We start from the raw sequence: 19874 nt of genomic DNA, 5'->3' as shown, positions 1-19874 counted from the left end.
GGGCGGTGGCTTCCACCGGCGCCTTCTCGCTCGCCTTCAGCTTGGCGTCCTCGACGGGGGTGGGATCGCCCACCTTCTCGGCAATCTGCTTGGGCTTGTCCAGCTTGGGCGCGTTGCGGGCGCCCTTGGTGAGCTTGGTGTATTCGGAGATGGAGACCACATCCACCGGCAGCGATTCCGTCATGGGCTCAAACGGCTTCGCCCCGGTGAAGGACACCAGGGTCAGAACGAGGACGCCCGCATGCAGGAGCGTCGATGCCGCAATCCCCGCGCGCATCGGCCCGTCAGCCTCCCTGTTCCACTTCGGTGACCAGGGCCACCTTCTTGAAGCCCGCGCCGGACAGGCGCCCCATGACCCGCATGATCGCTCCGTAATTGGCCTTCCTGTCGCCGCGCACGAAGACGCGCTCGTCAAAGCCGCCGCGCGCCTGGGTCACCGCTTGCAACTTCGAGACCAGATCCTCGTACTTGATCTCGCTGTCGCCGAGGAAGATCTGCCCGTTTTCCTTCACCGAGAGGGTGATGGGTTCCTTGTTGTCCTGGTTCACCGCGCTCGCCTGCGTCTGCGGCAGGTCGATGGGCACGCCCACGGTCAAAAGCGGCGCCGCCACCATGAAGATGATGAGCAGCACCAGCATGACATCCACCATGGGCGTCACGTTGATCTCGGCCATCACGGGCGGCGCGCGACGGCGCGAACGCCGGCTCTGCCATCCTCCCGCTCCGCCTCCCGCCATGCCCATGGATCAGCCCCGCTCGTCGATCTGGCGCGAGAGGATCGCGGAGAACTCGTCCGCAAATCCCTCCAGCCGCTGGGCCTGACGCCCAGTCTGGGAAATGAACTTGTTGTAGAAAATCGTCGCGGGGATGGCCGCAATGAGGCCCATCGCGGTCGCGAACAGGGCTTCTGCGATGCCCGGCGCCACCACCGCCAGCGAGGTATTCTTGGAGGCGGCGATGGACTGGAACGAGGTCATGATGCCCCACACCGTGCCGAACAGGCCGATGAACGGCCCCGCCGAGCCCACGGTGGCCAGCACCAGCAGGCGCGATTCGAGCCGCTCCACCTCGCGGGCGATGGTCACGTTCATCACCTTGTCCAGGCGCTGGTTGAGGCCGGCGAACGAGCGGGAGCTGCCCTCGTAGGTGCGCTTCCACTCCCGCATGGCGGCAACGAAGATGGCGGCCATGCCCTGGTTGGAGCGCCCGGCCAGGGTGCGGTAGAGGTCTTCCAGGCTCTGGCCGGACCAGAACACCTGCTCGAAGCGGTCCATCTCGCGCTTGTTGCGGGAGAACAGCATCGACTTGTCGATGATGATGGCCCACACCCAGATGGACGCGGTGATGAGGCCGATCATCACCAGCTTCACGACGAAATGGGCCTGCAGGAACAGGCCGAGGAATGAAATGTCGGCCGAGGGCGCCGCCAGCGGGGCCTGGGTGAGGTCCTGCGCGACGCCCGCCGTCGGCAGCAGCGCCAGGGCTACGGCCACGGCGAGGCCCGCTGCGGCCAGCGGCGCGGGGCGCAGGTGGGACACGATGCCGGAACGGCGTGTCAAATCAGTCATTCTCGGCTCCGCTGCCCCTCCCGTGCGGAAGAGGTGCTTCTGCGCTCGGGCGCCGGGCATGTGCCCGGCCCAAAGCCTCCGGCTTCCGGGGGCGGCGCGCTGCCGCTCGGAAACGTCTCGGCCGGAAACCCGTTCGAAGTTCGCTGGCTCTTTGAGCGAGCGAGTCTGTCCAAACTTTGACGGGCCGACCGGTTCGTGCTGCGGCGCGAAAGCTTCGCGGCACGCAGGAAGCTGTGCACGAACAGGCTTAATGGCGGGTTAGCACCGGGCCGCACGTGGCGGATTGCGTCGCGTTTCTGCCGGATGCAGGGTTTCCACGCCCCTCAAAGCGTCTCTCAAAGCCTCTCTTGGGGCCGATCACGCTGTTGGGGCTGGCGCTCGGGCGGCCGGGTGCCTACATTGGTCGGGCGGGGCTGCGGGGCTCGTTAGGAGACATTTCCCCGGGGCCTTATCGATCCTTAAGGGAGCTGTCCCTGACCTTGTCCCTGGACTTGGACACACGGCGCCCACCTACGTTGTAGGTTCCCGGGATCGACCTCCGACGGCTTCTGTGGCTCCGCACGTTTTCTGGACAAGCCGACTTCGCCCCTCATGGACATCGCCGCCGAAAAGAAACGCCTGCGCGCCCTCGCGCTCGGACGTCGCGCGGCCATGGGCGAGACGGGCCGCGCCGCTGCCTCTCGCGCAGCCGCAAGCCATGCCCTGGCCGCCGCAGGCGCGGTGGAGGGGCAAGCCATCGCCCTGTTCGCGCCGTTCCGCGACGAGATCGACACCGCGCCGCTGGCGAACGCCCTGCGCGATGCCGGCGCGGTCCTCGCCCTTCCCGTCATCGTTGCCCGCGACCGTCCTCTCCTGTTCCGCCGCTGGGACAAGGACGCCCCGCTCGTGCCCTCGGGCGCGTTTCGCATTCCCGAGCCGGGGCCGGATGCGCCGGACATCGTTCCCGACTTGCTGCTGGTGCCGCTGGCCGCCTTCGACCGGCGCGGCTTCCGCATCGGCTATGGCGCCGGCTTCTACGATCGCACCCTCGCTTTGCTGCGGGCGCGGCGGCCGGTGCGGGCCATCGGCTTTGCCTTTGCGTGCCAGGAAGTGGACGCGGTGCCCGTCGAGACCCATGACGAGCCGGTGGACATGATGGTAACGGATATCGAAGCTTGGGCCGTCGGCCCCCGCGCCTGATCCGGCCCCGGCCCCCCGCCATAGGCCTCCGCTGCTCATTGGACCCTTCTGAATGCGTATCCTGTTCCTTGGTGATGTGGTCGGCCGTCCCGGCCGGGAATGCGTCGTCTCCCGCCTGCCGGACCTCGTCAGCGACTGGAAGCTCGACCTCGTGGTGGTGAACGGGGAGAACGCGGCCGGCGGCTTCGGCATTACCGAAGCCATCTACGGCGAGCTCATCGCCGCCGGCGCCGATGCCATCACCCTCGGCAACCATGCCTTCGACCAGCGCGAGGCCCTCGTCTTCATCGAGCGGGCGCCGGCTTTGGTGCGGCCCATGAATTATCCCCCCGGCACGCCGGGACGTGGCGCCGCCCTGGTGGAAGCCAGGAACGGCGCCCGGGTGCTGGTGATGAACGTCATGGGCCGGGTGTTCATGGACCCGCTGGACGATCCCTTCGCCGCCCTCGACCGGGCGCTGGACGGCGCGGCACTGGGCGAAATGGTGGACGCGGTGGTGGTGGACGTGCACGCCGAGACCACCAGCGAAAAGCAGGCCATCGGCCATCATTGCGACGGCCGCGCCTCCCTGGTGGTGGGCACCCACACCCATGTGCCCACAGCCGATTACCGCATCCTGTCCGGCGGCACCGCCTACATGACCGATGCCGGCATGTGCGGCGCCTATGACGGCGTCATCGGCATGGACAAGGAAGAGCCCCTGCGCCGCTTCACCCGCAAGCTCGCCTCCGGCCGCTTCGAGCCGGCGACGGGGCCGGGAACGCTTTCCGGCGTGGCGGTGGAGACCGACGACCGCACCGGCCTTGCCGTGCGCGTCGCCGCCGTGCGCCTCGGCGCCGGGCTTGAGGAGGCGCGGCCGGCCTTCTGGGCCTGACGGAAGGGGAGGCGGGAGCCGGCGCCTTTGGATGGCATCATGCTGCACCCGCTTTCTTGCGCTTTTGGCCGGCACGGACCTATAAGGCCGGCTCCAGTCAACAGATCGGTCCGGGCAGCGCTGCAGCGGCGGGGCGCGGGATCGGCATTCAAGGAATGGTGGCGGCATGGCCGGGCATTCGCAATTCAAGAACATCATGCACCGCAAGGGGCGGCAGGATGCGATGCGCTCCAAGCTGTTCTCCAAGCTGGCACGCGAAATCACCGTCTCGGCCAAGATGGGCCTGCCCGATCCCAACATGAACGCGCGCCTGCGCGCCGCCATCCTCGCGGCCCGCGCCGAGAACATGCCCAAGGACAATATCGAGCGCGCCATCAAGAAGGCGGCGGGCGCCGATGGCGAGAATTACGACGAGATCCGCTATGAGGGCTACGGCCCCGGCGGCGTCGCGGTCATCGTCGAGGCGCTGACCGACAACCGCAACCGCACCGCCTCGGAAGTGCGGTCCTTCTTCACCAAGTCCGGCGGCAACCTCGCCGAGACCGGCTCGGTGTCCTTCATGTTCGACCGGATGGGCGCCATCGAGTTCGCCCCCGAGAAGGCCGACGCCGATGCCATGATGGAAGCCGCCATCGAAGCCGGCGCCGACGACGTGACCTCCTCCGAGCATGGCCACGAGGTGGTGTGCGCGGCGGAAAGTCTGGCGGAAGTGCAGCGGGCGCTGGAAGCCAGGTTCGGCGAGCCGAAGAAGGCAGCGCTGATCTGGCGGCCGCAAAATACCGTCGCGGTGGACGATGAGACCGGCGAGAAGCTGCTCCGCCTCGTGGAGAATCTCGAGGACAACGACGACGTGCAGAACGTCACCGCCAATTTCGAGCTGTCCGAAGCCCTGCTGGCCAAATTGAACGCGGAGTGAGGGCGACGCCACCCGCGCGGGTGGCGGCTCTGTCGGGGCGCTGTCGCATCGATCCAGAATCAAAAAGGCACGGACCGACCAGTCCGTGCCTTTTGTTTGGTCGGGTCGAACCGGTCAGGCCATTCCGACCTGCCCGGATTGCAATCAGGCGGCGAGGGACGTCGCCATGTTTTTCAGCTCGGCGATGGCGGCGTCGATCTCGGTGCGCTGGCGCTCGAGCTGGGCGAGCTGGGACAGGCAGCGGTCGCGGGTCAGCGTCAGGCTGGCTTCCTCGCCGTCATGGGCGGCGACCAGGGCACGGATCTCGGCCAGGGTGAAGCCGAGGTGCTTGCCCTTCAGGATGACCGTCAGGCGGCGGCGGTCGGCTTCCGAATACAGGCGGGTCATGCCGTCGCGACGCGGCGAGAGCAGGCCCTTGTCCTCATAGAAGCGCAGCGCCCGCAGGGTGATGCCGAACTCGCGGGCGAGGTCGCCGATGCTGAAGAGAGCACCCTCGCGAGCGCCGTCCGCGACCGCCGGGCCGGTGTGAAACGCCGGGGTCGCGACCCCCTGCTCGAAGGTATTGGCATCCATACGTCTGGTCCCCTTCGCACCCCCGGCCGCCGCAGGGCGCTCGGCGCGGGAATTTGGATCAATGTGCGTTCCGAATTGCGTCGTCGCGACATGCCGCAACGCAAACGAGGTTTAACCTCCAGCCGGCTCCGAGGGGAGGCTTTGCGGGCTACCGTTGGGGAAAGTAACAGTTACAACATAAACTTCTCAATGACTTAAAGACCCGCTCGAACGGCCCGTCCGATGACGCTGCGGCACCTTTGGCACCGATCTGCGGCCGGTTCGCGTGCGGCGGGTTCGTCATCGGCTGGCGGATTTGAGCAAATCGACGCGACGTTAACCGCGGATTTACCAAGAATTGAAACCCTCTGTTCAGTGAATCACCGCGAACGGGCACGGTAATAAGAAACCTCTAAACCCGTGCCCCGGGGAGGCCCGAATGGAGCGGACGGAGCGCACGGCCCGGATGCGTGCTGCGGCAGGACCTGCTCAGGCAGGATCCGCCCCCCTGTGGGCGGACACGCGCAGCGAGATGCCTGATGTCCCGGCCTGGGACGTGTTCGACATCCAGGCCTCGACCATCGAATCCCTGCGTGGCGAGGTGAGCGCCCTGCGCGATCGCCTCGCCAACGCCGCGCCCAAGCGCGCGGTGCAGGAGATGGACAAGGCCATCACCCTCCTGTGCCGGCGCGTGGACGACATCCGCGCGGCAGGTGCGGTGCGCGCGGATGCGGACCACGCCTTCGCCGAGGAACTTGCCGCCATCCGCGCCGGGCTCGCCGCCTTGCGTGAGCCGGCCCATGTGCGCGCCCTTCAGGACGGGCTCGACGCCCTGTCGCGCCGCATCGACCTCATGGCCGCCCGCGCGGTGGACCCGGTGGAGGTCGCCCGGCTGACCGGGCAGATGGAGGAGATCCACCATCTGGTGCTCCGCGCCGCCGAGCGTCACGACGACACCGCCGCGCTTCACGCCCTGACCCAGCGCCTGACGGCCTGCGCCGAGGCGGTCGCCGGGGTCGGCGAGGAGACGGCCCGGCGCGTCGCCGAGGCCACCGGCGCCTTCGAGCGCAAGGCCGAGGCCCTGCTCAGCCGCGTGATCGAGGTGGAGGCCCGCGCCCGTGCCGGTGATTCGGACGCCGCGGAGGCCCTGCAGGGCTCGCTGCTGGGCGCGCTTGAGGGCGTCCACCGTCGTCTCGATGCCATGTCGAGTGCCATTTCCGGCCAGGTCAGCAGCCTGTCGCCGACCATCGGCGCCGAGGTGACGCAGCGTCTGTCCGCCTTGTCCGAGCGCATTGCCGCCGCCGAGGAGGCCGGCAAGGCCGCCATCGCTCCCCTCGCCGATGCGGTGGAGCGCACCCTCGCCGAGCTGAGCGCGCAGTTCCGGGACACCCATGCGCGCCTCGACCGGCTGGATGACATCGAGATCCAGCTCCAGCACATGGTCGCCGAGATGCGCCAGGTGCGCGAGACGACCCATGTGGCCACCGCCGAGGCGGTGGCCGCGGTGGCGGCCAAGGTCTCCGAGGACCCGGACGGCGCCGCCGTGGTGGGGCTGAAGCGGGGCCTTGCCGCCCTCGAGGCGCGGCAGGACGAGATCGAGCGCCGCGCCGGCGACATGCTCGCCGCCGAACTGGAATATGAATTGCGCGATATCTCCGTCGCCCTGGACCGGGACGGGGAGGGCACCTTCGCCCCCCGCCCGGCGCCCCGGACGGCTGAACGGGCGGCCGAACGGGCGGCTGCCGCGCCCGAGGCGGCGGAAGACCCCATCTTCGACGCCGTGCCAACCCATGCCGACGCGGCGGATGCCGCTGCCGGCTCGCCCTGGCCCCGGAGCCCCCACCGCGCCGACCGGACCGGCCCGGCCCGGTCCGACCCCGCTGATTCGCGTCCTCGCGTGGATCACCGCGCGCGCCGGGACCGGCCACGCGACAAGCGCGCCCCAAAGGGTTTCGTCGCCGGGCTGTTCGACCGCAGGCGGCAGGTGGCCATGGTCGCGCTCCTGGCCGGCTCCGCCACCGTCTTCGCCGGCACCGCCGCAGGCCTTGCCTTGCGCAACGGGCCGGATCTGCTCTCCGGCGTCACCCAGGCTCTGCGCCGGCTGTCTGCCCCGGCCGTCGCCGGGGTGACGGCGGGCGACCTTCCGGCGGCCATCGGCCCGACCGCGCTCCAGACCGCGGCGCGGGCCGGCGATCCGGCCGCCGCCTTCCTTGTCGCCGGCCGCTATGCGGAGGGCCGGGGCGTGGACGCCGATCCCGACGCGGCGGTGAAGTGGCTGGCGTTCGCCATGCAGCGGGGCTCCGCCCCGGCCGCCCATCGCCTCGGCGCGCTCTACGAATCCGCCGGCCGCGATCTGGGAGAGGCCCGGCGCTTCTATGAATGGGCGGCAGCGCAGGGCAACGTGCGGGCCATGCACGCCCTCGCCATGATGCTGTGCGCCGGCAACGGCCAGACGCCGGACTGGGAAGGCGCGGTGCGCTGGTTCCGCGCCGCTGCCGAGCTGGGCTTCCGCGACAGCCAGTACAATCTGGGCGTGGTCTATGCCCGGGGGCTCGGGGTCGCGGCCGATGCGGGGGAAGCCTTCAAGTGGCTGAGCCTTGCCGCCGCCCAGGGCGATGCCGACAGCGGCCGCAAGCGCGACATCCTCGCCCGCGAGGCCGATGGCGCCACCCTCACCAGGGCGCAGCAGGCGGTGGCCACCTTCGTTCCCGCGCCGCAGAACGCGGCCGCGAACATCGTCGAGATCCTTCCGCAATGGCAGGAGGAGAGCACGGGCGCCCCGATCGCTTCCCTTTCGGTCCGCCCCAAGAGCGCGACCCGCCTTGCCAGCACCACGGCGGCGGTGAAGTGAGCCGCCGCTTCGTCTGCTCCTGCGTCCATCCCCTCGTGGTGCCGTTCGCGTTGCCCTTTCCTTGCCGCCGCGCCTCCCGCACGGTGCGCCCATGGACCTGAACACGATTCGCATCCTCGGCCTCGACCCGGGCCTGAGGCGGACCGGCTGGGGGGTGATCGACGTCACCGGCTCGCGCCTCGCCTTTGTCGCCTGCGGCACCATCCTGCCGCCGGATCAGGCGCCCATGGGCGAGCGGCTCGCCACCCTGCACCGCGAGCTTCTGGGCGTCATCGAGGGCTTTTCCCCACACGAGGCGGCGGTGGAAGAGACGTTCGTCAACATGAACCCGTCGTCCACCCTGAAGCTGGGGCAGGCCCGCGGCGTGGTGCTGCTGGCGCCGGCCCAGATGGGTCTTCCGGTGGCCGAATACGCCGCGCTTCTGGTGAAGAAGAGCGTGGTGGGCGCCGGCCGCGCCGAAAAGGCGCAGGTGCGCATGATGATCGGCATCCTCCTGCCCAAGGCCACGCCGCAGACCGAGGACGCCTCCGACGCGCTGGCGGTGGCCGTCACCCACGCCCACCATCGCGGCGCGGCTGCGCGCGCCCGCGCGGCGCTGTAGAGTCCAGGATCATTGTGTTCACCGCATTTTCGTCACGCGAACCGCAATCCACGGCGCTCGAAAATGCCGGTGTCTCTCACCGCGGGGGCGGGCATGATCATCGGACACTTGGCGCTGGTGGTGGCCGCGCTGTTCACCGGCGCCGCCTTTTACATCAATGCCGTGGAGCAGCCGGCGCGGCTCGCGCTCGACGACGGGGCGGCGCTCAGGCAATGGAAGCCGGCCTACAAGCGGGGCTTTGCCATGCAGGCGAGCCTGGCCGTGGCCGGCGCGGTGCTGGGCGCCATCGCCTTCAGCCGCGACGGGGACTGGCACTGGCTCGCCGGAGGGGTGCTGATGCTGGCCAACTGGCCCTATACCCTCATCGGCATCATGCCCACCAACCGGCGCCTGCTGGCGACGGACAGGGCCGACGCCGAGACGCGGCGCCTCATCACCAATTGGGGCCACCTGCACATGGTGCGCACCGGGCTCGGGGCGCTGGCTACCCTGGTCTTCCTGTGGGCGGCGGCAGCGTGAGCGGGCGGAAAGGCTTGTGATGATCGGAAAGCTCAAGGGCGTCGTGGACACGCTGGAGGAGGACCATGTGATCCTCGACGTCCATGGCGTGGGCTATCTCGTGCACTGCTCCGGGCGCACGCTCTCGGCGCTGCCGCGGGCGGGCGAGGCGGCGGCGCTGTTCATCGAGACTTATGTCCGCGAGGACCAGATCCGCCTGTTCGGCTTCACCTCGGCGGCGGAGCGGGACTGGTTCCGCCTGCTGCAAGGCATCCAGGGCATCGGCACCAAGACGGCGCTGGCCGTGCTGTCCACCCTGACCGCCTCGGAGCTGACGCAGGCCATCGCGCTGGGCGACAAGGCCACGGTGGCGCGGGCGCCGGGGGTGGGGCCGCGGGTGGCGACGCGCATCGTCACCGAGCTGAAGGACAAGATGCCGGGCTTTTCCGCCTCCGAACCGCTGGCGGCGCAGCTTGGCGGCGTCATCGCACCGGGGCAGGGAGGGGCGGCGGCGGATGCGGTCTCCGCCCTCGTCAATCTCGGCTACGGCGCGCCGCAGGCCAATGCCGCCATCGCCGCCGCCCTGCGCGGCGCGGGGGAGGGGGCCAGGACCGAGACGCTGATCCGCCTGGGTCTGAAGGAACTGGCGAAGTAGGGCGGAGCGCCATCATGCCTGTGAAACGCCGGGCTTGATCCTGGAAGCTCAGTTTGAAAAGAACCATGCCGCTGGACGCAGATTGACGTCGGCGCCCTGCAGGTCGAACCAGCAGGGCTTTTTCGTGCATTCATCAAGATTGGTTTCTTCAGTCCACTGCACGAGGCCGCCCGCTGCCGGAATGCGGACATGGATCTTCCGATTGGAATCCCACAACAGGAGATAATCCTTGTTGTGCCTCCGCTCGACGAAATTATAAACATCGCTCGTCTCCGAGCCGAAAATCTGCCGCCACATGGCCCTGTCGTTCTTGTCCCGTACCAGAATGCTGTCGCGGAAATCGAAGCTGTCGACATTTGCCTTGATCTTCGCCGCTTCAAGCTTTGATGTTGCTGAAAAGGCGAGCGGCCATGCAAAGAAGACCGATGTGACGATCGCCGAGCTGGCGGCCATCAGAAGCAGAACGGAAAACCAGCTCAGCAACTTGGATTGCGATGCGGTTTCAATCTCGGTCTTCTCGAAGCTGAAAAGCAGAAATATGAGAAGTATGATAAAAATGGTCGTGCAGGTGATCGTGACGATGTTTTCCGGCTTCAAAGTGGCTGCGATCGTCGATACCGCTGCCATGAAGCCCACGGCAGCCACGGCCCATCGATAGACCCCCGGTGCTTTCGAGGGGAAGTCTCTGAGCATCTGCTCTTCCTGCGTCACGACCGTCGTGGTTCGGCTGGTGACACCCGAGGCCTCGTCCGCTGCCTCTGCCGCGGCCGGTTCCTGTCCGTCTTTGGGTTTTGGGTCCTCGGCCATCCCTGCCTCCCCGAGCGCGCGAGTGCGAACCATTTCATGACGATTGAATTTTATTCAATAGCACGTAATGGTTGTAGTTGTAAGAGCGGTCAAGGTTACGCTTGAGGATTTTCTCTTCTCTCTCACGTGAGGAAGCCCCCGGAAGGCTGCTCGGAAAAACCGAGCCGCGCCTCACGGCATCCGGGACGGCAGCTTCAGCGTGTCCCCATCCACCGCAAAGGTCCCGTAGCCATGGTGATGGATGGTGCGCGGCGCCGCCTGCGCCGGGTCGCGCCACGCCTTCACCACTTCCAGAACGAACAGGTTGAAGCGGTTGACGAGGCGGGTTTCCACCACCCGGCATTCGAGATTGGCGAAACACTCGTTGACCAGCGGCGCCGCCACCCGGGCGGCGGGCCGGGGCGTCAGCCCGATGGTGGCGAACTTGTCCACGTCGCGGCCGGAGCAATTGCCCACCTTCACCACCTTTTCGGCCAGGTCCACGGCGGGAATGGCGATGACGCATTCCCTGGTGGCGCGCAGGGCCGCGAAGCTGAAATCGCCCTGCGAGACGATGCAGGCGATGAGGGGCGGAGTGAACTCCACCATCATGTGCCACGACATGGCCATGACATTGGCGTGGCCGCGATGGCTGGTGGTCAGCAGCACCACCGGCCCCGGCTCGATGAGCTGGTAGACCTCGGCGAGGGGAAGGTCCTTCATGGCCGGCTGCTCCTGTGGCTGTTCCCGGGGCGAACCTCGATCCGGTGCGGGGTGCCGACCAGGCCAAGCGCTCTTCGGCCGACGCTGGACGACAGACCCGCTCGGCGCGCCGGCGCGCGGCATTATAGAACCGATGCCGGCCCTCTGGCGTTGCGGGGTGTCATGTCGTCCATCGCCGCATGTTGCCGGGTGGGGCGCGACCCTGCGTTCCCCTTCCGTACCCGGCCGGCGCACTCTAAAGTCGCGCGAGTCGCTGGTCCGAAGCGGAGCACCCCCGTCTCCATGAACACCCGCCTCCTCTCGGGCGAGAAGCACGGCGAAGATGCCGCCGATTCGACGCTGCGGCCCCAGCTCCTCAAGGAGTTCGTGGGCCAGGCGCAGGCGCGCGCCAATCTGGAAGTGTTCATCAAGGCGGCCCGCGCCCGCGGCGAGGCGCTGGACCACGTGCTGTTCGTGGGGCCGCCCGGCCTCGGCAAGACCACGCTGGCCCAGATCATGTCGCGGGAGATGGGGGTGGGCTTCCGCTCCACCTCCGGCCCGGTGATCGCCAAGGCGGGGGACCTGGCCGCCATCCTCACCAATCTTGAAGAGCGCGACGTGCTTTTCATCGACGAGATCCACCGTCTCGCGCCGGCGGTGGAGGAGATCCTCTATCCCGCCATGGAGGATTACGAGCTGGACCTCGTCATCGGCGAGGGGCCGGCGGCGCGCTCGGTGAAGATTTCCCTGCCCAAGTTCACGCTGGTTGGCGCCACCACGCGCTCCGGCCTGCTCACCACACCGCTGCGCGACCGCTTCGGCATTCCGGTGCGGCTCCAGTTCTACACGGTGGAGGAACTGGAGAAGATCGTGGTGCGCGGCGCGCGGGTGCTGGGCATCGCCATCGCCCCCGACGGGGCCACCGAGATCGCCCGGCGCGCGCGCGGCACGCCCCGCATCGCCGGCCGCCTGCTGCGCCGGGTGCGTGATTTTGCCTTGGTGGCCGATGCCGAGCGCATCGACCGCAAGGTGGCCGACCGGGCGCTGCTGGCGCTGGAGGTGGACGCCGCCGGCCTCGACGCCATGGACCGGCGCTATCTCACCGTCATCGCCGATTATTACGGTGGTGGCCCGGTGGGGGTGGATACGCTCGCCGCTGCGCTGTCCGAGCCGCGCGACGCCATCGAGGAAATCGTGGAGCCGTTCCTGGTGCAGCAGGGCTTCATCCAGCGCACGCCGCGCGGGCGGATGCTCACCGCCACCGCCTTCCGCCATCTCGGCCTGCCGGAGCCGGTGGTGGTCAAGCCCATGCCCCTGTTCGACGAGGGCGAGTAGGCGGTCGTCATGCCCATCGACGCGGCCCCACTGTCAATGTACATCACATTCACATGAGCTGGTCCCGGAACGGAGAAACGCGGTCCTACCATCACGGCAACCTGCGGGAGGCCCTGATGCAGGCGACCCTCGACCTGATCGGGGAGAAGGGGGTGGCGGGCGTCACCTTCGCCGAGGCGGCCCGGCGTGCCGGGGTGAGCGCGGCGGCGCCCTACCGCCATTTCCGCGATCGCGACGAATTGCTGGCGGCGGTGGCCGCCGTCGGCTTCGAGCGGCTGGCCGACGCGCTCACCACCGCGTGGCAGAACGGCCGGCCCTCGCCCGCCATCGCCTATGAGCGGGTGGGGCGGGCCTATCTTGATTTCGCCCGGCGGGCGCCGGCGGACTATGTGGCCATGTTCGAATCCGGCTTGCCGGCGGATGCCCACGAGGGTCTCCAGCAGGCCAGCAATCGCGCGTTCGCCGTGCTGCGCGAGGCGGCGGAAGTTCTGGTCTCTCACATTCCCGGACCGGTGCGCCCGCCGGCCCTGATGGTGGCGCTCCATACCTGGTCGCTGGCCCATGGGGTGGCGTCCCTGTTCGGCCGGGCCGACAGCGCCCGGCGCAAATTGCCCATGGGCCCGGATGAGCTGCTTGAGGCCGCATTTCTGATCTATCTGAAAGGTCTCGGCGCCCCCTCCGGCACCTGAGTCCCGCGCCCGCCAAGGGCCGGGCCATTGACAAAATGGGGGCCTTTGCCTATCTATGTAAATGTTATTAACATTAACCGGGAACGCGGCTATGGAGCTCGCTTACAAGCTCGACAGTTACGGCAAACCGGCGTGGATCGCGCTGACGGTGCTGGGCTTCATGGCCTGGTGGCCGCTGGGCCTCGCGATCCTGGCCTTCACAATCGGGAGCGGACGGATGGGATGTGGTGCCAAGCGCGGCTTCGGCCGCTGGCAGGAAGAGGGCGGCGACGCCCTGCGCGGTGCCTTCGGGCGCTGGAGCCGGACCATGCCGTCCAGCGGCAACCGCGCCTTCGACGAGTACCGCCAGGAGACGCTGCGGCGCCTTGAGGACGAGCAGAAGGACTTCCGCGACTTCCTTGAGCGCCTGCGCCAGGCCAAGGACAAGTCGGAGTTCGACCAGTTCATGGCCGACCGCCGCAGCCGCCCCGCCGAGCCCGCCCCGGACGCGCCAGCCGGCAACTGAGCCTTTCCTGCGACGCGTTGCCGCCGCAGGAACATCTTAGCCCATCTTGAGCCGCGCCCTTTGTTCACAAGGGGCGCGGTCTCGTTTATGAGGGCGGCATGGTCGAGCGCCCAAACCTCTCCCCGTCCGATCCGCACCTCACCCTTGCCGGCCGGCTGATCCCCGGCGGCCACGCGCTGCATGTGCGTGTCTATTACGAGGACACGGATTTCTCCGGCATCGTCTACCACGCCAACTATCTGAGATTCATGGAGCGCGGCCGCTCCGACTATATGCGGCTGCTCGGCGTGTTCCAGGGCGAGCTGTTCGAGCAGGCGGCGGCCGAGGCGCCGGGCTTCCACTTCGTCGTCCGCTCCATGCAGATCGATTTCCGCAAGCCCGCCCGCATCGACGACGTGCTGGAGGTGGTGACCCTCTCCAAGGAGGTGGCCGGTGCGTCCATCACCCTGTTGCAGCAGGTGAAGCGGGACGGCGAGGTGCTGGTGTCCGCCACCGTGCGCGTGGCCTTCGTCTCGGAAGGCCGGGCCAAGCGCATCCCCGACGCGCTGCGGCAGGCGACGCTGCAGGATGCACGCGCGGCCGAGGCCATCGGCGAAACCCAGCGCTGAGGGCGCGCGGCGCCCCTTCAGCCGGTTCAGACCTTCAGCCCATGCCCACCGAGCCGCGCTCCTTGGGGGCGAGCTGGGAGACCAGCTGCTCGATGCGCTCGGCCACCTGATCGATGGTCCGGGCCACCTCTTCCTCGCTCGCCTCGATGCGGGCGATGGCGGAGGCGCGGGCGTCGCGCTGGCTCTCGATGTCGCTTTCCAAAGCGGCAACGCGCCGGCGCGACTCCGCCAGTTCGTCGGCGATGGTGATGGCGGCCATGACCACGAGGCGCTGGTCGCCGATCTCGCCGAAGGCCGTGCGCAGCTGGGAGATGCGGCCGTCGATGTCATGGGCGAGGCGGATGAGGTGATCTTCCTGCCCCTCGTCGCAGGCCATCCTGTACTGGCGACCGGCGATGGTGACGGAGACGTGGGGCATGCCCGTCAGCCGCCGTGGGTCGCGAGCACGTCGCGGATCGTGCCCATGGCCACGTCCAGGCGGCGGATGATTTCCCGGCCAATTTCCTCCACCTGGCCGGCATCGGCCTTCGCGAGATCGAGTTCCGCGGCGAGGCGCGCCCGGTCGTTGCCCATGGCGTGAAGCTGGGCCGCCAGCGCCTCCTGATGGCGGTCGGTCTCCCGACGACGATCCAGCGCGTCGTTCAGGGCGTCGAGGGCCGCATGAAGGCGCCGGGTCGCGGCCTCAATGGGGGCGTCCTGCAGCGGCGGGCGATGCTTCAGCGCATACATTGGCAAAGTGTAGCCGAGTCGGGCGGCGGCGCGCCAGACTTTCCCGGCCTGTCAACATGAACACGCGCGGGGGGCGCCCGCCGGCGGGGCCAATTTTTCCGCATTTGCGAATGCTGCAATGCGGAAGCTTTGCTGCAGGCGCGACGATGCGGCGCGGGGCTCGCCGGGCCCCCCGGCTTGACGTTCGTGGACCGGGCAGGTTTGACAGCCTTGCGAGCCTTGGTACAAGGCGGCCAGCAATGGCCGGATGACCCTGATAGGTCTGCCACAGCTCGAGGTTGTCTCTGGCAGGGCGGCGCGTCCGGAACCCGGCGCGGGAGAAACGGAATTCATGCTGAGCCGCACGAGTCACGACCGCATGGCCAACGCCATCCGCTTCCTTGCCATGGACGCGGTGGAAGCTGCCAATAGCGGTCATCCCGGCCTGCCCATGGGTGCTGCGGACATCGCCACCGTCCTGTTCACCAAGGTCCTGAAGTACGATCCCACGCGCCCCTTCTGGCCCGATCGCGACCGCTTCGTGCTGTCCGCCGGCCACGGCTCCATGCTGCTCTATTCGGTGCTGCATCTGGCCGGCTACGAGAAGGTGACGATCGAGGAGATCAAGCGCTTCCGCAAGCTTGGCTCGCTCACCCCCGGCCATCCCGAGAACTTCGTCACCGAAGGTATCGAGACCACCACCGGTCCGCTGGGGCAGGGCATCGCCACCGCGGTGGGCATGGCCATGGCCGAGCGCGCGCTCGCCGCCCGCTTCGGCACCGAGGTGGTGGACCACCACACCTTCGTGCTCTGCTCCGACGGCGACCTGATGGAGGGCCTCAGCCAGGAGGCGGCGGACCTCGCCGGCCACCTGAAGCTCTCCAAGCTCATCGTCATGTGGGATGACAACGGCATCTCCATCGACGGCGCCACCTCCATCTCCGGTTCCACCGACCAGCTGGCGCGCTTCGCCGCCTCCGGCTGGGCGACCACGCGCATCGACGGCCACGATCCGCAGGCCATCCTCGCCGCGCTCACCGCCGCCAAGGCCTCCGACCGCCCGACCCTGATCGCCTGCCGCACCATCATCGGCTTCGGCAGTCCCAAGAAGGCGGGCTCTGAGAAGGTGCACGGCTCGCCGCTCGGCGCCGACGAGATCGCCGCCACCCGCGCCGCCTTGGGCTGGGAGGCTGCGCCCTTCGAGATCCCCGCCGACGTGCTCGCCGGCTGGCGCGCCGCCGGTGCCGCCGGATCCGCCGCCCGCGCGGCCTGGGAAGACCGTCTCGCCGCCGCGCCCGCAGCGGACCGGGCCGAGTTCGAGCGCCGCATCGCCGGCACGCTGCCGCAGGCGCTGGAAGGCGCCATCGTCGCCGTGAAGCAGAAGGCGGTGGCGGACGGCGGCGCGGTGGCCACCCGCAAGTCGTCGGAGCTGGTGCTGGATTTCATCACCCCCGCGGTGCCGGAGATGCTGGGCGGCTCGGCCGACCTCACCGGCTCCAACAACACCAAGGCCAAGGGCGCCAAGGCCATCACGCCGGACGATTTCTCCGGCTCCTTCGTGCACTGGGGCGTGCGCGAGCACGGCATGGCGGCAGCCATGAACGGGATCACCCTGCACAAGGGCCTCATTCCCTTCTCCGGCGGCTTCCTGGTGTTCTCGGATTACTGCCGCCCGTCCATCCGCCTCGCCGCGCTCATGGGCGAGCGGGTCATCCATGTGCTGACCCACGATTCCATCGGCCTCGGCGAAGACGGGCCCACCCACCAGCCGGTGGAGCACCTGGCCGCCCTGCGCGCCATCCCGAACCTTCTGGTGATGCGCCCCGCCGACACGGTAGAAACCGCCGAGTGCTGGCAGATCGCGCTGCAATCGGAAGGGCGGCCCTCCGCCCTCATCCTGTCGCGCCAGAACCTGCCGATCCTGCGCACCGATGCCACCGCCGAGAACCGCTCGGCGGGCGGCGCCTATGAGATCGTCGCGGCCTCGGCCAAGGCGCAGGCCAGCCTGTTCGCCACGGGCTCGGAAGTCTCGCTTGCGGTGGAAGCCGCCAAGCTTCTGGAGGCGCAGGGTGTGCCCACCCGCGTCGTCTCCATCCCTTCGTTCGAACTGTTCCTCGAAAGGCCTGCCGCAGAGCGGGCCAAGGTGATCGGGGACGCTCCGGCCAAGGTGGCGGTGGAAGCCGCCATCCGCATGGGGTGGGACGCCATCGTCGGTTCGGATGCCGCCTTCGTGGGAATGACCTCGTTCGGCGCCTCGGCGCCTGGAAAGGATCTTTTCGCCCATTTTGGACTGACCCCGGACAAGGTCGCGGCCAAGGCCCTCGACCAGCTCCGGCAGGTGTGATCATCGGCGCACGGCGGGCGCACACGGCCGCACCGCGGGCTCTTCCGCGGGTGCGCAACGCAGTTTCGCAAGAGGCCGGGCTTCAAGCCGGCTCAAGGAGAACCCAAAATGAGCGTCAAGGTGGCCATCAACGGTTTCGGTCGCATCGGGCGTAACGTTCTGCGCGCCATCATCGAATCGGGTCGGACCGACATCGAGGTGGTGGCGATCAACGATCTCGGCCCGGTGGAGACGAACGCCCACCTGTTCCGCTTCGACAGCGTGCACGGCCGCTTCTCCGGCGAGGTCAAGGTTGCCGGCGATACCATCGACGTGGGCCGCGGCCCCATCAAGGTCACCGCGGTGCGCGATCCCGCCCAACTGCCCCACGCGGCGCTGGGTGTCGATATCGCACTCGAATGCACCGGCATCTTCACCGCCCGCGACAAGGCGGCCGCGCATCTGGCCGCTGGTGCCAGGCGCGTGCTGGTCTCCGCCCCCGCCGAGGGCGCCGACCTGACCGTGGTCTACGGCGTGAACCACGACAAGCTCACCTCCGAGCACCTCGTGGTCTCCAACGCCTCCTGCACCACCAACTGTCTCGCCCCCGTCGCGAAGGTCCTCCACGATGCCGTCGGCATCGAGAAGGGCTTCATGACCACGATCCACTCCTACACCGGCGACCAGCCGACGCTGGATACCATGCACAAGGACCTCTACCGCGCCCGCGCGGCGGCCATGTCCATGATCCCCACGTCCACCGGCGCCGCCAAGGCGGTGGGCCTGGTGCTGCCGGAGCTGAACGGCAAGCTGGACGGCACCTCCATCCGCGTGCCGACCCCCAACGTCTCGGTGGTGGACTTCAAGTTCATCGCCAAGCGGGCCACCAGCAAGGACGAGATCAACGCGGCCGCCATCGCCGCCGCCGCATCCGGACCGCTGAAGGGCATCCTCGGCACCACCGACCAGCCCAACGTCTCCATCGACTTCAACCACGACCCGCACTCCTCCACCCTGCACCTGGACCAGACCAAGGTCCTGGAAGGCACGCTGGTGCGCGTGCTGTCCTGGTATGACAACGAGTGGGGCTTCTCCAACCGCATGGCCGACACCGCAGTCGCCATGGGCAAGCTCGGTTGAGCGGGGAAGGGGGCGCCAAGATGACCGCCTTCCGAACCCTCGACGACGCGGACCTCGCCGACAAGCGGGTCCTCGTGCGCGTTGATCTCAACGTGCCCATGGAAGCCGGACGGGTCACCGACGAGACCCGCCTGAAAGCCATCCTGCCCACCATCCGCACCATCACGGACAAGGGCGGCAAGGTGGTGCTGCTGGCGCATTTCGGGCGGCCCAAGGGCCGCGACGAGAGCCAGTCCCTCGCCCCGGTGGCGAAGGCGCTGGAAGGCCAGCTCGGCCGCAAGGTGGCGTTCGCCTCCGACTGCGTGGGCGAGGAAGCCTCCCGCGCCATCTCCCGGCTCGCCGCCGGCGAGGTGCTGGTGCTGGAGAACACCCGCTTCCACGCGGGTGAGGAGAAGAACGCGCCGGATTTCGTCGATGCCCTCGCCAGCCTCGGCGACATCTATGTCAACGACGCCTTCTCCGCCGCCCATCGCGCCCACGCCTCCACCGAGGGGCTGGCCCGCAAGCTGCCGGCCTATGCCGGGCGCTCCATGGAAAGCGAACTCGCCGCGCTCACCAAGGCCCTGGAAGCCCCGGTGCGTCCGGTGCTCGCCGTGGTCGGCGGCTCCAAGGTGTCCTCCAAGCTCGAGCTTCTCGGGAACCTCGTGAAGAAGGTGGACATCCTGGTGATCGCCGGCGGCATGGCCAACACCTTCCTGGCCGCCCTCGGCAAGACGGTGGGCAAGTCGCTGTGCGAGCACGACCTGGCCGACACCGCCCGCGAGATCCTGGAGAAGGCCAAGGCGGCCGGCTGCGAGATCGTGCTGCCGGTGGACGCGGTGGTGGCCAAGGAGTTCAAGGCCAATGCCGCGAACCGCGTCGTCGGCGTGGACGAGGTGGGCGACGACGAGATGATCCTCGACGCCGGTCCCGAAACCGTGGCCGTGGTGGCGCAGAAGCTCGACGGCGCCAGGACCGTGGTCTGGAACGGCCCGTTCGGCGCCTTCGAGATGACGCCGTTCGACGCCGCGACCGTGGCCGTGGCCCGCGACGTGGGCAAGCGGACCCGCGCCGGCACGCTGCTGTCGGTGGCCGGCGGCGGCGATACGGTGGCCGCTCTTAACCACGCGGGGGTAGCGGGAGACTTCTCCTACGTCTCTACCGCCGGCGGTGCCTTCCTGGAATGGCTGGAGGGCAAGGCCCTGCCGGGCGTCGAGGCCCTGCGGCGCTGAAAAGATACGCCCGGATGGCGAAAAGGTCGTCCGGGCGTTTTTGTTGCATCGCAGCGGGTTCAATTGCTGCGCTGCAATGGTATGATGTCTCGCTGGCCCACGCCCGCCCCGCCGGTCGGGGTGTGCGTGGGTCCTTCATGATCGGGGCCGGCGCGCCCTGGTCTCCACGCCCG

21 protein-coding genes, 1 other RNA gene and 1 pseudogene are annotated in these 19874 nt (G+C 68.6%); 15 read left to right on the top strand and 8 right to left on the bottom strand.

The window, feature by feature from the left end:
• The 3 genes and pseudogenes from K9U41_RS07250 to tolQ all read right to left on the bottom strand — a co-directional run.
• Positions 1 to 277 (bottom strand): annotated as a pseudogene (locus K9U41_RS07250) (cell envelope biogenesis protein TolA); the annotation flags it as partial.
• 7 nt (positions 278 to 284) lie between these two features.
• Positions 285 to 743, bottom strand: coding sequence for a protein TolR (gene tolR / locus K9U41_RS07245; RefSeq protein ID WP_282640179.1), 459 nt, complete (start codon positions 741 to 743; stop codon positions 285 to 287).
• 3 nt (positions 744 to 746) lie between these two features.
• The gene (gene tolQ, locus K9U41_RS07240) at positions 747 to 1472 is read right to left on the bottom strand and encodes a protein TolQ (protein ID WP_282640183.1); all 726 of its coding nucleotides are present in this window, start codon (positions 1470 to 1472) and stop codon (positions 747 to 749) included.
• Between the two features lie 503 nt (positions 1473 to 1975).
• On the opposite strand from tolQ, the gene ssrS reads away from it, so the two are divergent.
• The 4 genes from ssrS (at position 1976) to K9U41_RS07220 (ending at position 4537) form a co-directional block, all read left to right on the top strand.
• Positions 1976 to 2129, top strand: a non-coding RNA gene (ssrS, locus tag K9U41_RS07235) — 6S RNA.
• A gap of 30 nt (positions 2130 to 2159) precedes the next feature.
• On the top strand, positions 2160 to 2747 hold the full coding sequence (locus tag K9U41_RS07230) for a 5-formyltetrahydrofolate cyclo-ligase (protein WP_282640178.1): 588 nt from the start codon (positions 2160 to 2162) through the stop codon (positions 2745 to 2747).
• Between the two features lie 52 nt (positions 2748 to 2799).
• A complete protein-coding gene (locus K9U41_RS07225) occupies positions 2800 to 3621 on the top strand; it encodes a TIGR00282 family metallophosphoesterase (protein ID WP_282640177.1) in 822 nt (273 codons plus the stop codon).
• Between the two features lie 166 nt (positions 3622 to 3787).
• Positions 3788 to 4537, top strand: a complete 750-nt coding sequence (locus K9U41_RS07220; protein ID WP_282640176.1) for a YebC/PmpR family DNA-binding transcriptional regulator — start codon at positions 3788 to 3790, stop codon at positions 4535 to 4537.
• 144 nt (positions 4538 to 4681) lie between these two features.
• On the opposite strand, the gene K9U41_RS07215 is transcribed toward K9U41_RS07220, so the two are convergent.
• Positions 4682 to 5110 carry a MerR family transcriptional regulator gene (locus K9U41_RS07215; RefSeq protein WP_282640175.1) on the bottom strand — a complete coding sequence of 143 codons (429 nt, stop codon included), beginning with the start codon at positions 5108 to 5110 and terminating at the stop codon, positions 4682 to 4684.
• Between the two features lie 511 nt (positions 5111 to 5621).
• Here K9U41_RS07215 and K9U41_RS07210 point away from each other — a divergent pair.
• The 4 genes from K9U41_RS07210 to ruvA all read left to right on the top strand — a co-directional run bounded on the left by K9U41_RS07210 (position 5622) and on the right by ruvA (position 9694).
• Positions 5622 to 7940 carry a hypothetical protein gene (locus K9U41_RS07210; protein ID WP_282640174.1) on the top strand — a complete coding sequence of 773 codons (2319 nt, stop codon included), beginning with the start codon at positions 5622 to 5624 and terminating at the stop codon, positions 7938 to 7940.
• Positions 7941 to 8031: 91 nt separating this feature from the next.
• Entirely contained in the window at positions 8032 to 8541 is a 510-nt protein-coding gene (ruvC, locus tag K9U41_RS07205; protein ID WP_282640173.1) for a crossover junction endodeoxyribonuclease RuvC, read from the top strand.
• Positions 8542 to 8637: 96 nt separating this feature from the next.
• Complete coding sequence (locus K9U41_RS07200; RefSeq protein WP_282640182.1) at positions 8638 to 9060, top strand: DUF1772 domain-containing protein; 423 nt, start codon at positions 8638 to 8640, stop codon at positions 9058 to 9060.
• A gap of 19 nt (positions 9061 to 9079) precedes the next feature.
• Positions 9080 to 9694, top strand: a complete 615-nt coding sequence (gene ruvA / locus K9U41_RS07195) for a Holliday junction branch migration protein RuvA (RefSeq protein ID WP_282640172.1) — start codon at positions 9080 to 9082, stop codon at positions 9692 to 9694.
• A 48-nt stretch (positions 9695 to 9742) separates the two neighbouring features.
• On the opposite strand, the gene K9U41_RS07190 is transcribed toward ruvA, so the two are convergent.
• Both K9U41_RS07190 and K9U41_RS07185 read right to left on the bottom strand, forming a co-directional pair.
• Positions 9743 to 10501 carry a hypothetical protein gene (locus K9U41_RS07190; protein WP_282640171.1) on the bottom strand — a complete coding sequence of 253 codons (759 nt, stop codon included), beginning with the start codon at positions 10499 to 10501 and terminating at the stop codon, positions 9743 to 9745.
• 171 nt (positions 10502 to 10672) lie between these two features.
• Positions 10673 to 11203: a flavin reductase family protein gene (locus K9U41_RS07185; RefSeq protein WP_282640170.1), complete on the bottom strand. Its 531-nt coding sequence runs from the start codon at positions 11201 to 11203 to the stop codon at positions 10673 to 10675.
• Positions 11204 to 11485: 282 nt separating this feature from the next.
• On the opposite strand from K9U41_RS07185, the gene ruvB reads away from it, so the two are divergent.
• The 4 genes from ruvB (at position 11486) to ybgC (ending at position 14319) form a co-directional block, all read left to right on the top strand.
• Positions 11486 to 12517 carry a Holliday junction branch migration DNA helicase RuvB gene (ruvB, locus tag K9U41_RS07180; protein WP_282640169.1) on the top strand — a complete coding sequence of 344 codons (1032 nt, stop codon included), beginning with the start codon at positions 11486 to 11488 and terminating at the stop codon, positions 12515 to 12517.
• 53 nt (positions 12518 to 12570) lie between these two features.
• The gene (locus tag K9U41_RS07175; protein WP_282640168.1) at positions 12571 to 13206 is read left to right on the top strand and encodes a TetR/AcrR family transcriptional regulator; all 636 of its coding nucleotides are present in this window, start codon (positions 12571 to 12573) and stop codon (positions 13204 to 13206) included.
• Between the two features lie 91 nt (positions 13207 to 13297).
• On the top strand, positions 13298 to 13711 hold the full coding sequence (locus tag K9U41_RS07170; protein WP_282640167.1) for a DUF2852 domain-containing protein: 414 nt from the start codon (positions 13298 to 13300) through the stop codon (positions 13709 to 13711).
• Positions 13712 to 13809: 98 nt separating this feature from the next.
• The gene (gene ybgC, locus K9U41_RS07165; protein WP_282640166.1) at positions 13810 to 14319 is read left to right on the top strand and encodes a tol-pal system-associated acyl-CoA thioesterase; all 510 of its coding nucleotides are present in this window, start codon (positions 13810 to 13812) and stop codon (positions 14317 to 14319) included.
• 34 nt (positions 14320 to 14353) lie between these two features.
• On the opposite strand, the gene K9U41_RS07160 is transcribed toward ybgC, so the two are convergent.
• Entirely contained in the window at positions 14354 to 14737 is a 384-nt protein-coding gene (locus tag K9U41_RS07160) for a cell division protein ZapA (RefSeq protein ID WP_282640165.1), read from the bottom strand.
• Positions 14738 to 14742: 5 nt separating this feature from the next.
• A complete protein-coding gene (locus tag K9U41_RS07155; protein ID WP_282640164.1) occupies positions 14743 to 15048 on the bottom strand; it encodes a DUF4164 domain-containing protein in 306 nt (101 codons plus the stop codon).
• 331 nt (positions 15049 to 15379) lie between these two features.
• Here K9U41_RS07155 and tkt point away from each other — a divergent pair, with 331 nt between their 5' ends.
• The 3 genes from tkt (at position 15380) to K9U41_RS07140 (ending at position 19701) form a co-directional block, all read left to right on the top strand.
• The gene (gene tkt / locus K9U41_RS07150; RefSeq protein WP_282640163.1) at positions 15380 to 17371 is read left to right on the top strand and encodes a transketolase; all 1992 of its coding nucleotides are present in this window, start codon (positions 15380 to 15382) and stop codon (positions 17369 to 17371) included.
• Positions 17372 to 17479: 108 nt separating this feature from the next.
• Positions 17480 to 18490, top strand: coding sequence for a type I glyceraldehyde-3-phosphate dehydrogenase (gene gap / locus K9U41_RS07145; protein ID WP_282640162.1), 1011 nt, complete (start codon positions 17480 to 17482; stop codon positions 18488 to 18490).
• Positions 18491 to 18510: 20 nt separating this feature from the next.
• On the top strand, positions 18511 to 19701 hold the full coding sequence (locus tag K9U41_RS07140) for a phosphoglycerate kinase (RefSeq protein WP_282640161.1): 1191 nt from the start codon (positions 18511 to 18513) through the stop codon (positions 19699 to 19701).
• Positions 19702 to 19874 lie beyond the last annotated feature (173 nt).

It is taken from the genome of Xanthobacter autotrophicus (assembly GCF_029991245.1).
GTDB classification, from domain to species: Bacteria; Pseudomonadota; Alphaproteobacteria; order Rhizobiales; family Xanthobacteraceae; genus Xanthobacter; species Xanthobacter autotrophicus_C.
This window is presented reverse-complemented; position numbering and strand designations above follow the sequence as displayed.

Coding starts and splice junctions, on each gene's coding strand:
- K9U41_RS07140 (WP_282640161.1), top strand. CDS start 18,511: ATGACCGCCTTCCGAACCCTCGACGACGCGGACCTCGCCGACAAGCGG.
- gap (WP_282640162.1), top strand. CDS start 17,480: ATGAGCGTCAAGGTGGCCATCAACGGTTTCGGTCGCATCGGGCGTAAC.
- tolR (WP_282640179.1), bottom strand. CDS start 743: ATGGGCATGGCGGGAGGCGGAGCGGGAGGATGGCAGAGCCGGCGTTCG.
- K9U41_RS07210 (WP_282640174.1), top strand. CDS start 5,622: ATGCCTGATGTCCCGGCCTGGGACGTGTTCGACATCCAGGCCTCGACC.
- ruvB (WP_282640169.1), top strand. CDS start 11,486: ATGAACACCCGCCTCCTCTCGGGCGAGAAGCACGGCGAAGATGCCGCC.
- K9U41_RS07170 (WP_282640167.1), top strand. CDS start 13,298: ATGGAGCTCGCTTACAAGCTCGACAGTTACGGCAAACCGGCGTGGATC.
- K9U41_RS07160 (WP_282640165.1), bottom strand. CDS start 14,737: ATGCCCCACGTCTCCGTCACCATCGCCGGTCGCCAGTACAGGATGGCC.
- K9U41_RS07190 (WP_282640171.1), bottom strand. CDS start 10,501: ATGGCCGAGGACCCAAAACCCAAAGACGGACAGGAACCGGCCGCGGCA.
- K9U41_RS07225 (WP_282640177.1), top strand. CDS start 2,800: ATGCGTATCCTGTTCCTTGGTGATGTGGTCGGCCGTCCCGGCCGGGAA.
- K9U41_RS07230 (WP_282640178.1), top strand. CDS start 2,160: ATGGACATCGCCGCCGAAAAGAAACGCCTGCGCGCCCTCGCGCTCGGA.
- K9U41_RS07185 (WP_282640170.1), bottom strand. CDS start 11,203: ATGAAGGACCTTCCCCTCGCCGAGGTCTACCAGCTCATCGAGCCGGGG.
- K9U41_RS07175 (WP_282640168.1), top strand. CDS start 12,571: ATGAGCTGGTCCCGGAACGGAGAAACGCGGTCCTACCATCACGGCAAC.
- tkt (WP_282640163.1), top strand. CDS start 15,380: ATGCTGAGCCGCACGAGTCACGACCGCATGGCCAACGCCATCCGCTTC.
- ruvC (WP_282640173.1), top strand. CDS start 8,032: ATGGACCTGAACACGATTCGCATCCTCGGCCTCGACCCGGGCCTGAGG.
- ybgC (WP_282640166.1), top strand. CDS start 13,810: ATGGTCGAGCGCCCAAACCTCTCCCCGTCCGATCCGCACCTCACCCTT.
- K9U41_RS07215 (WP_282640175.1), bottom strand. CDS start 5,110: ATGGATGCCAATACCTTCGAGCAGGGGGTCGCGACCCCGGCGTTTCAC.
- K9U41_RS07220 (WP_282640176.1), top strand. CDS start 3,788: ATGGCCGGGCATTCGCAATTCAAGAACATCATGCACCGCAAGGGGCGG.
- K9U41_RS07155 (WP_282640164.1), bottom strand. CDS start 15,048: ATGTATGCGCTGAAGCATCGCCCGCCGCTGCAGGACGCCCCCATTGAG.
- ruvA (WP_282640172.1), top strand. CDS start 9,080: ATGATCGGAAAGCTCAAGGGCGTCGTGGACACGCTGGAGGAGGACCAT.